The organism is Polaribacter sp. (assembly GCF_036480315.1).
Classification (GTDB): Bacteria; Bacteroidota; Bacteroidia; order Flavobacteriales; family Flavobacteriaceae; genus Polaribacter.
In genome coordinates this window covers 1-11,339 of sequence record NZ_JAZGGG010000055.1, presented here as the reverse complement: position 1 = coordinate 11,339, position 11,339 = coordinate 1, and the positions used below count along the sequence as shown (strand labels likewise).

General features: G+C 27.1%; 9 protein-coding genes and 2 pseudogenes. 4 read left to right on the top strand and 7 right to left on the bottom strand.

Annotation, left to right across the window (positions count from 1 at the left end):
- Positions 1-184: 184 nt before the first annotated feature.
- Together V3V28_RS11205 and V3V28_RS11200 are read left to right on the top strand one after the other, a co-directional pair.
- Positions 185-860 (top strand): annotated as a pseudogene (locus tag V3V28_RS11205) (hypothetical protein); the annotation flags it as partial.
- Positions 850-1,344 (top strand): annotated as a pseudogene (locus tag V3V28_RS11200) (magnesium chelatase); the annotation flags it as partial. The pseudogenes V3V28_RS11205 and V3V28_RS11200, both read left to right, overlap by 11 nt.
- A 44-nt stretch (positions 1,345-1,388) precedes the next feature.
- On the opposite strand, the gene V3V28_RS11195 reads toward V3V28_RS11200, so the two are convergent.
- The 5 genes from V3V28_RS11195 to V3V28_RS11175 form a co-directional block, all read right to left on the bottom strand.
- The gene (locus V3V28_RS11195; protein ID WP_331365104.1) at positions 1,389-1,742 is read right to left on the bottom strand and encodes a DUF6686 family protein; all 354 of its coding nucleotides are present in this window, start codon (positions 1,740-1,742) and stop codon (positions 1,389-1,391) included.
- Between the two features lie 11 nt (positions 1,743-1,753).
- Positions 1,754-3,952, bottom strand: coding sequence for a PepSY domain-containing protein (locus V3V28_RS11190; RefSeq protein ID WP_331365103.1), 2,199 nt, complete (start codon positions 3,950-3,952; stop codon positions 1,754-1,756).
- Positions 3,953-4,051: 99 nt separating this feature from the next.
- Complete coding sequence (locus tag V3V28_RS11185; protein WP_331365102.1) at positions 4,052-4,546, bottom strand: DUF2271 domain-containing protein; 495 nt, start codon at positions 4,544-4,546, stop codon at positions 4,052-4,054.
- A 9-nt stretch (positions 4,547-4,555) separates the two neighbouring features.
- Positions 4,556-6,034 (bottom strand): ankyrin repeat domain-containing protein, encoded by a 1,479-nt coding sequence (locus tag V3V28_RS11180; RefSeq protein WP_331365101.1) that lies wholly within the window; start codon positions 6,032-6,034, stop codon positions 4,556-4,558.
- A gap of 5 nt (positions 6,035-6,039) precedes the next feature.
- Positions 6,040-6,942: a DUF6607 family protein gene (locus V3V28_RS11175; protein WP_331365100.1), complete on the bottom strand. Its 903-nt coding sequence runs from the start codon at positions 6,940-6,942 to the stop codon at positions 6,040-6,042.
- Between the two features lie 100 nt (positions 6,943-7,042).
- On the opposite strand from V3V28_RS11175, the gene V3V28_RS11170 reads away from it, so the two are divergent.
- Complete coding sequence (locus V3V28_RS11170; RefSeq protein ID WP_331365099.1) at positions 7,043-9,118, top strand: TonB-dependent receptor plug domain-containing protein; 2,076 nt, start codon at positions 7,043-7,045, stop codon at positions 9,116-9,118.
- A 36-nt stretch (positions 9,119-9,154) separates the two neighbouring features.
- Positions 9,155-9,781 (top strand): HmuY family protein, encoded by a 627-nt coding sequence (locus V3V28_RS11165; protein ID WP_331365098.1) that lies wholly within the window; start codon positions 9,155-9,157, stop codon positions 9,779-9,781.
- 59 nt (positions 9,782-9,840) lie between these two features.
- Here V3V28_RS11165 and V3V28_RS11160 read toward each other — a convergent pair whose 3' ends face one another.
- Together V3V28_RS11160 and V3V28_RS11155 are read right to left on the bottom strand one after the other, a co-directional pair.
- The gene (locus tag V3V28_RS11160; RefSeq protein WP_331365097.1) at positions 9,841-10,422 is read right to left on the bottom strand and encodes a YdeI/OmpD-associated family protein; all 582 of its coding nucleotides are present in this window, start codon (positions 10,420-10,422) and stop codon (positions 9,841-9,843) included.
- The gene (locus V3V28_RS11155; protein WP_331365096.1) at positions 10,406-11,206 is read right to left on the bottom strand and encodes a M23 family metallopeptidase; all 801 of its coding nucleotides are present in this window, start codon (positions 11,204-11,206) and stop codon (positions 10,406-10,408) included. Before V3V28_RS11155 ends, V3V28_RS11160 begins: the two co-directional genes overlap by 17 nt.
- Between the last annotated feature and the right edge of the window lie 133 nt (positions 11,207-11,339).

The window sequence follows — 11,339 nt, the reverse complement described above, 5'->3', positions numbered from 1 at the left end:
TACTACTGTTAATTTTATGATAAATTTACTTCTCTTTATAAAAGATGCTATTTTTTTTGAATAGTTACATTTTTTTCAACCTTTTTATGAAGGAATCATAATTATTGCTTCTATTAATATTGTAATATATTAAAGCTATGTTAATCTTTTTTTAGGCGTTTAATAAAGCCGTATTTTTATAGTGATGAAAAACAATACAAAAAGAAAAGGTTTTGTATTTAAAACCTATGAAGCATAAAACCAATCTCCGTTTGAAAAGTTTTTTGAAATATTTAAAGAGCTTATAACTCATACTTTTGGCGATTTTGATGAAGCCATCGACTGGTTACGTTCTTTGGATAAAGAGTATAAATTAACAGAAGAGAATTACACCATTGATGATTTTATTGAAGATTTAAAAAAGAAAGGCTACATCAAAGAAGAAATAAAAGGAGATGGAACTGGTGGTACAAAAATTACTGCAAAAACGGAACGTGCAATTAGACAACAAGCTTTAAATGTTATTTTTGGAAACATAAAAAAAAGTGGTTCAGGAAATCATAAAAGTAAATTTCCAGGAATTGGAGATGAACATACTGGTGATTTAAGAGGGTATCAATTTGGTGATGCATTAGACAAGATTTCTGTAAAATAAAGTATTAGAAACGTGCAGATTAATAACGGAATTGACAATTTTAGTTTAACAGAAAACGATTTGGTTGTTGAAGAAACAATGAATAAAAGCCAAATGAGTACTGTTTTATTGATAGATATTAGCCATTCTATGATCCTATATGGAGAAGATAGAATTACGCCTGTAAAAAAAAGTGGCGTTGGCTTTGGCAGAGTTAATCACTACTCGTTATCCTAAAGACACGATTGGCAAGATTAATGGTCAATTTATTAGATGTTGTAGAAGGTTCAGAAATTAATGATGATCCGTTAAATCCGATTTCAAGATTTGCAATTGAGTTAATCAAGTAAAAAGGAAATGATACATCTATATACAGGATGCACAGAGACGAACGTTTTGCAGAAAAACTAGCAACACCAGATGTTACTGTGGCAGATATTATTGGTGATGTTGACCCAATAAAAGCAGCCAATTTAAAATTGAGTTATGCAGATGATAGAGTGATTCATTATGGAATGATTCCAAGGGCAAACAGATGTATTTTTGTAGTTAATGAATTACCAGATTTACAAGCTAGAATTCAAGTAGCGCTCTTTAACATCTTATAAGAAGGCGATATTCAAATTAGGGGTTTTAAAATGAGATTGGATTTAGATATGCAATTTGTTTTTACTGCAAACCCAGAAGATTATACCAATAGAGAAAGTATTGTTACACCTTTAAATTCGAAGGAGTGTTATGTTTTGCACAATAATTATTTCATAATAAAAAAAAATTAATTCAATACCAAAGTATAATCAATATCTGCTGGAGATAAAATTGTGTTTTTAATAGTTCTGTGGATACCTAACAGCGTTTTTAACTCGTTTATTTCATGTAAATCAAACACTAAAATTAAGTTTTCATGAAACGTTTGTACTGTAATTTTCTTTCTTTGTGTTGTGCAAGCACTATAATCTAACCAATACTCGATGTCTATTTTAGAAATATAATTTTTAAATTGAAGCAATTGATTTTTATCAAACTGAAAAAAAATATTATTGAATGTAAGACTGTAATTTTTACAACCTTTACATATGGTTAATTCACCGTTTTTTACTCTTGATATTATTTTAGATTTTTGACACATAATCCTTTTTTTTAGTAACAATCAGTTTTTAGTTGCTTGTTTTCTTTTAATTTTTCTACACTTACATTCAACTCTTTTTTAGCAATTTCATCAATTATTTTTTCTACTTCTTTCTGCATTGCTAAAGAGCCACAAATAAGAATTTTTCCGTTACTTTTTAGCGTATTTATTAGGATGTCTTTTTTCTTAAAAAGTAAATATTGCACATAAATTTTTTTTTTATTTTCTTTTGAAAATGCAATATTTAAAGAAGACAACTCGTTCTTATTAGCTGATTTTTCTAAATACTTTTGATAGATTTTTAAAGATTCTTTTGTTCTAGTTCCCCAAAATAAATGTGTTTTTATATTTCTTTTATTTTCATGAATCATTCCTAAAAATGGAGCAATTCCTGTTCCATTTGCAATTAGTAACACTTCTTTTGCTTTTTTTGGAAAATGAAAATTTATGTTTTGTTTAATTGTACCATTTATAAAATCGTTTTTATTTAGTTGGTTCAAGTAGTTTGAACAAATCCCCAATTCGTGTTTTTTCACACTCAACAAAATGTTCTTATCAACTTTTGCAATTGAATATAATCTGCTTCTATTTTCGTTTTTTGGAGTAATAGAAAGTACATCACCAGAAGTGAATTTTACTTTTTTTGATGGTTGTAAAGAAATTAAAAAAGTATCATCTAAATTTGAGTTACTTTTCTCTAAAATTTTTAATTTTATTTCTTTTTGTTTGTTTTCTAAAAGTTCATTATCATTAATTTTTAAAGATAAATTATTGTTATTATTCCATTCTTGTAACCAATTTTTAAAAGAATTAATCTCTTGATTATCGATTCTAAACAAAGGAGCTATCGGAATGAACTTTTGTTGAATTTGCAATGATGCGTGCACTAAAACAGCAAACTTGCAAAATTCTATATATTCTTTAGAACCAAATCCCAAAACTGCATATTTTAAAATATTTTTCTGCTGAATAGTATCGATTAATTTAATAAATTTTGACGCATTTGCAGGTGCTTCTCCATCACCATAAGTTGCAGTAAAAATGATAATACTTTTTGCTTTTTCATATATCGAATAATTATTTAATTCAGAAATAAAAACAGTTTTACCAGCTTTTAAAAGAGCATTCTTAAACGCAGTTGCAAAACGAATAGTTGTTCCAGTTTCAGAACCCACTAAAATTATAAATTCAACTTCATCTTTTGTAGTTTTATTTAGAATCGTAGTTGTTTTTTTCTTCCTTTTCAAAGTCATAGAAAACCCAGAATACATAAAAAAGATAATAGAAAAACAGGTTAATAATAAAACTAAAGACCAAATAATTGAACCTTTTCCTGTGTGTAAAATCATACTATAATAAGAACCTAAAGCAATTAAATCTTGTTTTTTTTTACTTATTATTTGCCCGTTAAATTGATGAATTGCAAATTCTTTATCACGAGTTTTTACATAGAAGTAATCTTCTTTTTCTTTAGAAAACGGAAACTCAATTTTTTGAATATCTTCTAATTTTGTAATTTTAAAAAATTCAAAATCTGCTGTTTTTAGATTAGATGTTATTTTATTTGTTTCTAAATTTATATGTTTTTGATGCTCTTTTGGTAACAAAGAAAACTTTTCCAAAGACAAATAAATACCTGTTAAAGTTATAATGATAATAGGAATTAAAAAATATCTTCCGAAAACAACATGATAATATTGATTAAAATCCTCTTTAATAACTTTAGAGAATATTTTAGAAAATCCGCCTTGTCTTTTTGTGATTAAAAGAACTCCTGTAATTGAGATTAAGAAAAGTAACAACGAAACAAAACCAATTAAAAACCTTCCTGTAGATTTTAAAAATAATGAACGGTGTAGGTTGGTTGCAAATTTAAAAAGGGGTGATTTTTGGGTTAAATCTCCAACTTTTATTCCTGTTTTTGGATTGATATAAAAAGTTTCACTTTTTCTTTCTTTGGTAATTATTGAAGCTTTAACAAAATCATTCTCATCAATTTCTATGGTAATAATTTCCTTGTATTTTTCTTCTAAAACTGTAACAGTTTCAGCAATTGAAATCATATTTAAATCTTCTGAATTATAATAATTAAGCTTCTCTGAAATTGGTTCTAATGCCAAAATTATTCCAGTTAAGGAAGCAATTACAATAAATAAAGCAGAAGAAATTGCCAGTGTTAAATGGCTATATCTCCAAATTGAAATTGTCATTTAATTTTTTTGTATCTGATTAAATGAGGTTTTTTGTAAATCAAAAATCATAAGTAGTAAAGACTTTAACTGCGAAAATTTGTGTTTATTTTTTTAATTTTATTGAGGGATCATTCTTATATATCGAATAAAACCTTTTCCTTCAATTTTAGATTTTAAATTTTTTGAAGTCAACTCAAATTCCACATCATCTTTATGATATTTTTGGTCTTCTACAGCAGTTTCAAAACGAATTTTATAACCTTTGTTCAATTTATCATCAGGAATATTTATCACACTAACTTTACGTTCACCACCACTAATTGTTGCTCCAGTTATTGCATCTATTTCTGTACGTTTTTTTCCTTGAAAACTCCACCATTCTGTAATATCAAAATACCATTCGTCGTCATCTCCTTGTACATACAAAGTTTCTTCATATTTTCCTTCAGGATTTAATAATGAAATTACAATATAAGCGCCTTCACCACTATAATTCTTCATTTGTATCATGCACTTATATGAGCTACTCTCAATATGTTTTTTAAAGCTAAATAATGCAGTAAATAGAATTAAAATTAAAGGAATTATTAATATTAATTTTCTTGTTTTCATTTCAGTTTATTATTTTAAAAAGTTAATATTGATGTTATTTTTCTTCAGCAATTCATTTTCTGAAGCTAAATCATAAACGGTTTCATCAAAATCTGTTTTTATATTTTTATTAGCGCCAATACTTAATAAATATTTTAAAATATTGACGTTTTTTGCTTTCATTGCTGCTACTTGTATAGTGGAGAGATTATTTTTATTCATGGTATTAACATCAATATTGAAGGTCTTTAACCTCTTCAATAGCGATAAATTATTCCTCTCGGTAGCTAGATGCAAAAGTGTATTTCCAGAGTTTTGAATTTTATTTATAACCAATCCGTTTTTTAATAAAACTTTTAGTTTGTCTTCAAAATTTGTTACTTTATTTGCTCTGAAAGTATTAATTAGATAATAAGAAAGGGAGTTTCCATTTTCATCAACAGTATTAATATTTGCTTCTTTTTCTAATAAAAATTTCACAACATTTACAGAGTTTCTATTTACTGCCATAGCCAATGCAGAGCGACCATTTTCATCTTTTAAATTAATGTTTCTTAAATAATTAGATAAAAATTTAACAACTTCTAAAGTGTTGCTATTCGAAGCATTCATAAAAGGAGAATCGCCACCATTATCTTGCAAATTTATGTCAACTCCTTTATTTATAAAATATTTGTAGGTTTCTAAACTTTCACTATTGTAAGCAATTGCATGTAGAGGATTTCTGCCTTTTATATCAACAATATTTGCTTTAACATCAATACTTTCTAAAAATTTATATGTTTCTAAAGTGTTTTCTTTTCTTCTTAAACCTTGGCTTGCAAAAATCATTGCATTATCTCCTTTCTCAACTTCCTTCTCAATTAAATTTTTCAAAAAAGGAATATTTCCACCTTTTGAAGCATATTCAAAAAGTCCATTTCCATTAGTATCTTTATCATTTAAAGTGGCGCCATTTGCCAAAAATAAATCGACCAATATAAAATCTTTAAGATAAGGTGCTACCAATAAAAGAGCATTTGCACCATCATGATTTTTCTCATGTTTAATATCTGAACCAATATTAAAACTGTATTTATACAAATCTAAATCTGTTTGACCTGTAGCAGCTGCAAAATTTAAAAACGTATTTCCATGTGTATCAATAATATCTGTTTTTGCGCCTTTAGAAATTACATATTTTATAATTTCTAAATTATTTTTATATGCTGCCCAAAAAATATAGGTTCTTCCATCATGTGTTTTTTTATTCACATTATTTCCTGCTTTAGACAATAAATATTTTATGGTTTTGTTGTCTGTTTTCTCTAAAATAGCATACACAACTGCATCAAAAGCATTACTATTTAATTGAGAAATATCATTTCCTTCAGTAATTTTTTTATCAATTGTTTCTATAGATGGATTTGCTTTCCAAAAATTTCTATTATGAAAAATATTTGATTTTTGTGCAATTAATGAACTATTTATAATAAGTGCAAAAATGATTAGTATTTGTAACCTTTTCATCTTATTTATTTTTTTACAAAAGATTCAATAATTTCATTCATTTCTCTTTCTTTATAAATTTTATTAGAGAATAAATACTTGTACAAAGGTTTGTTTTCGACTTTAGTTTCAAGTGTTAAATTAGTATTTCTATTAAAAACTTCATCCCATTTATTTCTTACCAATTGCCATTTTGCATTATTAGCAATCCACCAATCTTGTGCAACTTTGCATCTACTATCTGCAACTCTTTTGTAAATATTATAGCCTTTTTCATTCGCAATAATTACATCTTCTTTTCCATTTTTACGCACAACTTTACTATTGTCTTGATCATGAACCCAACCATAATTTGTAATTTCATGCCTATTACCTCTTAAAGTAATATTGTAATCGCTTCTTTTTGTGTATTCTCTTCTTGGTAAAGGCGCAGTTGTTGTATTTTCCCAATAACTTTTTTCATCAACATGAACCCAAGTTCCTGAACCTTCATAACGTGGACTATCATCTACTTGATATACTTTTTGTGTCCATTGTTTTTTTACATCTTTTTTGTCTTTTTGAGTAAATGTCCAATTGTTATCTCCATTATACATATAGAAATCTGTGTTTTGATACAACCAATCTTGCCTCCAATGTTTAACAGTCATTGGTTTAGAAGGATTCCCAACTTGTAAGATATGCTGAATAGAAATTTTATTTTTACTATCTGTAACCAAGCCAGCCCATTCTAAACCTTTACTAACCTTGTTTTTTGATGCTCTGTAGGTAGAATCTCTACTATAATTAAAGGTTTCTGCGAAATTAAAAGTTACTTCAAAACAACCACACATTTCTTTGATGGCATTTTTATCTTTTGTTTTTTTACTTTGAGCGTTTACGGAAATAGCAACTATAAGTAACAAACTTCCTAATACTAATTTTTTCATTCTATTATTTATTTGGATGATAATTAATTTTTGACAAAAATATAACTTTTATTTAGATTGAATAAAAATAATAGCATATGTTTGTCGAAAATTATTAAGAATGTTTCTAAATAGAGTTTTTGTAGTTATTCTTTTATTGATAAATACAGTTGTAATTGGTCAAGTAACAACCGTAAAAAAAGATTCTGTAAAAGTGAATGAATTAGATGAAGTAGTTATAACTGCAACAAGAACTGTTAGGCAATTATCTTCTTTACCAATGCCAGTTACATTAATTTCTAAAAAACAAATTCAACAAGCAGGAACCACAAGATTAAGTAATATTCTTTTAGAACAAACAGGTATTAATTTTGTAACTGACCAAAGTGGATTTACTGGTGTGCAAATGCAAGGTTTATCAGCAGAATATACAATGATACTTATTGATGGAGTTCCATTAGTAGGAAGAAGTTCTGGTAATTTAGATTTGAATAGAATTACAGTAAACAATATAAAGCAGATAGAAATTGTAAAAGGACCATCTTCTTCTTTATATGGTTCTGAAGCTTTAGGAGGCGTTATAAACATTATCACAGAAAAACCAAAAAAGAATACTTTAAAAGGAGATGTTGGTTATTTTGTAAGAGGTGGTTCAAGAAACGAATTAGACATCAATACCAATTTTTTATACAAAAAAGAAAAATTTGGAGTTGTTGCTGGCATCAATTTAAATTCAAGTGGTGGCTTTGATTTAAGCCCAGAAACGGTATTTAAAACAACACAAGCGTATCAAAATTATACAGGAAATTTACAATTAACTTATGATTTTTCTAATGCATTGAATTTGTTGATTTCTCAAAGATATTTTAAGGAAGAACAAACAGAAGACAATATTCAAAGTGATTGGAATTCAAATATTGAATTACGACATAAAATAAATGATAAATGGAATTTAAACTATACATTTTATGCTACAAAATTTAAAACCGAAAGTGTTTTTAATGAAGATATTTCTCTATTCAATCAGACATTAGTTCGACCAGAAATTAGAGCAACCACGAATTTTGAAAATAGCACTTTAAATGCTGGTATAGGGATTAATTTTGATGCTTTAGATCGAACTTTTTTCGATAAAAAAGAAATTTTCAATTCAAAATATGTTTTTGTTCAGTACGATTTTCATCCAATAGAAAAAATGAATACAGTTGTAGGTGCAAGATTTGATGCGCATAACAAATACAAATCTGCATTTAGTCCTAAAATTTCATCAATCTATAAAATTAACGATTGCTTAAAAGTAAAAGGTTCTGTTGGTTATGGTTTTAAAGCACCAGATTTTAGACAATTATTCTTCAATTTTAATAATTCTGCAGGAGGTTATGTTGTTTTAGGAACAAGAACTTTGCACGAATTATATGGAAATGAAGGGAATGTTAGTATTCTTGATAAAGATTTGAATCCAGAAAATTCTATTGGCTATAATTTTGGTTTTGAAGTGAGACCAATTTCAAATCTTAAAATAAATATTAATTTGTTTAGAAATGATATTAATGACTTAATTAATACAGTTTCTTTACAAAAACCTATAAATTCTCCAGATGGAACCCCTGTTTTACCAGAATTAAACTCATCAACTTCTGTTTTTTATTATGAAAATAGAGATCAAGTGTTTACGCAAGGAATAGAGTTGGATGTGAATTATAAAATATCAGATAATTTAAGATTTATTGGTGGTTATCAATACTTACAAGCAAAAGACAAAGAAGATATAAATAAAATAAAAGCTGGCGAGATATTCTTTAGAAGAACACCAAATTCTTCATCAGAAATTTTAAAGAAATCAGATTATTTTGGATTACCAAACAGGTCTAAACATACTGCAAACGCAAAATTTTTCTATCAAAATTTAGAATACGATTTTTCTGCAAACATTAGAACCATTTATAGAAGTAGATATGCCTTATTTGACACAAACAACAGTCAGAACATTATAGATATATATGATGATTTTGTAATTGGAAATATGCAAATAAATATAGCAATTGAGAAAACTTTTTTCAATTTAATGAATGTACTATTAGGTGTTGATAATCTCTTTGATGAAAAAGGGTTAGAAAACAAAAACACCTTTTCTAACAATGATGCAGTTTTATTATTAGGAAGAAATTTTTATACAAGAGTTCAATTCAATTTTTAATATAAACATAAATAATAATCAATTTAATTAATAGTAATGAGAAATTTAAAATCAATTTTAGTAGTAGTATTTGTGAGTTTAGTAATCACGTCTTGTGAAAAGAATAATGAACCCGATTTAGCGCCTGTTGAATCAAAAACAGCAACAAATATTCACGCTCCAGTAACAACCGATTATACTGTAAGCCCACCAGCAACATCAGGAGAGTTTACAAAATTTAGTTTTAAAACTGGTACAGTAGTTACAGATAATAGTTGGGATATTGCTTTTAGAGGAACATCAATTTTAGTAAATGGAGGAACGCAGATTGGAGGATTAATAGATGAACCAATAAGAGCAGGAGAAGCAGCTTTATCTATAGAAACAGGAACTTTTACTTCTGTTTTGGAAGCGCCAGTTGATACTAATTTTAAACAAGATGCTTCTAGTGTTTATGCATTAACAACAGGAAGTGGAAATGGTTGGTATACTTATGCTGGTCCACCAACTCATTTAATTAACCCAATTGCGGGAAAAGTAATTGTAGTAAAAACTAATGATGGTCATTATGCCAAAATGGAAATTTTGAGTTATTATAAAGATTTAGACACTTCTAGTGATTCGAGATATTATACTTTTAATTATATATATAATCCAAACATCGGAGAAAAAAGTTTTGAATAATATTGTTTAATTTTTTTAACGAAAAGCTATCTAATTCTAAATTTAGATGGCTTTTCTAATTAACGAGCTTCTCTAGATTTAATATTTTCATTACACAACCGAATAATTTCTGTAATTCGTTTTTGTCTTGTAGACTCTCTTTTTGCTTGGTTTAACCAATACAAATAACTCTTTCTATAACTTGATGCAAAGTTTTTATAATTTGAAAAAGCAGTTTTATTTTTATCAAATTCAATTTGTAAATCTTCAGGAATTATCCCTTTCTCAACTTCATCTAATGCAGTCCAAGAACCATTTTTCTTACCAATTCTTATAATTTCTAATCCGTTTTTGTGCATCAATTTATTGGAAGTTAACTCTTTAATGTATTTTTTGTTTAAAGCACTCCAAACACTTTTAGGATTTCGTTTACAAAAATACTGTCTGCGTTTACCATTACCTAAACTCTTTACAGTAGAATCAATCCAACCAAAGCATAATGCTACTTTTACAGCTTCTTCCCAACGCATAGATTCTTCTTCATTTTCTACTTTATAAAAAATAAGATAAATTCCTCCGGATAAAAAATAGTTTTCAGACAACCATTTTCGCCATTCGATATCACTTTTAAAATACAGTTCTGGTTTAGTTGTTAATGGCATATTTTCCTCTTTTATATTTTTCTGTTGGTATTGAATCTAAAATATAGGGGATAGAAATTAAACCGTTTTTTGTCGATTTGTAAACTACCAAATGCAAGTGTGGTTCTGTAGACATGCCTGTGTTGCCAGAATAACCAATAACCTGGCCTTTTTTTACAGTATCACCAACTTTAACTAAAACACCATCTTTTTTTAAATGACCATATTGAGAAAAAGTGCCATCAGCATGAAAAATGAAAATGATATTTGCTTTTTTAAAATATTCTTCACCGCCCCCACCTTCATTTGAATTACTTTTTACATTAACAACTATACCTTCTCTAATTGCACAAATTTTTTGACCAATATTCATTTTAAAATCGATTGCATATTTAGATGTTGGTTTGTTATGACTAAAATTTCCATTATTTCCTTGTAGAATTTTGTGTTTTTTTTCCTTTAAAAAAGGAAGCCCATAGTTGTGTAAAGTATCATAGTTTTTAGTAAACGAGTTTCCATAATTAAAATAAAATCGATAATTTTTTAAAATAGAAAGTGAATCATTTTCTAATTGATGAAATTTTAAAACTGTTAATATATCAGGTTTCTTGAAGTCGATATAAGTTGTTTTTTTGTCAATTAAATTTTCAATTTTCAAGAATGATGTTGAAAGTACATTGTTCTTTAAAATAACATAAGTAGAATCTTTTTCAAATTTAAAAGAAATATGACTTGGTATTTTATATGTTGGTTTTTTCGAACAAGAAATAAATAAGAAACAAAGTATTAAAATTCTAAAAAGCATATTACCTTAACCTGTTGTGCATTATAAAAAAGCTGTTCATTGATTAAGAGAATCGTATATTTAATTGAATTTCAAACATTTAAATAGATGAACAGCTTTAGAGCAAATTACGAGAAAATTTTAGAGGTATTAA

What these genes read in the sequence shown, in the direction of transcription:
- V3V28_RS11195 (WP_331365104.1), bottom strand. Translation starts at nt 1,742, where the DNA reads ATGTGTCAAAAATCTAAAATAATATCAAGAGTAAAAAACGGTGAATTA.
- V3V28_RS11190 (WP_331365103.1), bottom strand. Translation starts at nt 3,952, where the DNA reads ATGACAATTTCAATTTGGAGATATAGCCATTTAACACTGGCAATTTCT.
- V3V28_RS11185 (WP_331365102.1), bottom strand. Translation starts at nt 4,546, where the DNA reads ATGAAAACAAGAAAATTAATATTAATAATTCCTTTAATTTTAATTCTA.
- V3V28_RS11180 (WP_331365101.1), bottom strand. Translation starts at nt 6,034, where the DNA reads ATGAAAAGGTTACAAATACTAATCATTTTTGCACTTATTATAAATAGT.
- V3V28_RS11175 (WP_331365100.1), bottom strand. Translation starts at nt 6,942, where the DNA reads ATGAAAAAATTAGTATTAGGAAGTTTGTTACTTATAGTTGCTATTTCC.
- V3V28_RS11170 (WP_331365099.1), top strand. Translation starts at nt 7,043, where the DNA reads ATGTTTCTAAATAGAGTTTTTGTAGTTATTCTTTTATTGATAAATACA.
- V3V28_RS11165 (WP_331365098.1), top strand. Translation starts at nt 9,155, where the DNA reads ATGAGAAATTTAAAATCAATTTTAGTAGTAGTATTTGTGAGTTTAGTA.
- V3V28_RS11160 (WP_331365097.1), bottom strand. Translation starts at nt 10,422, where the DNA reads ATGCCATTAACAACTAAACCAGAACTGTATTTTAAAAGTGATATCGAA.
- V3V28_RS11155 (WP_331365096.1), bottom strand. Translation starts at nt 11,206, where the DNA reads ATGCTTTTTAGAATTTTAATACTTTGTTTCTTATTTATTTCTTGTTCG.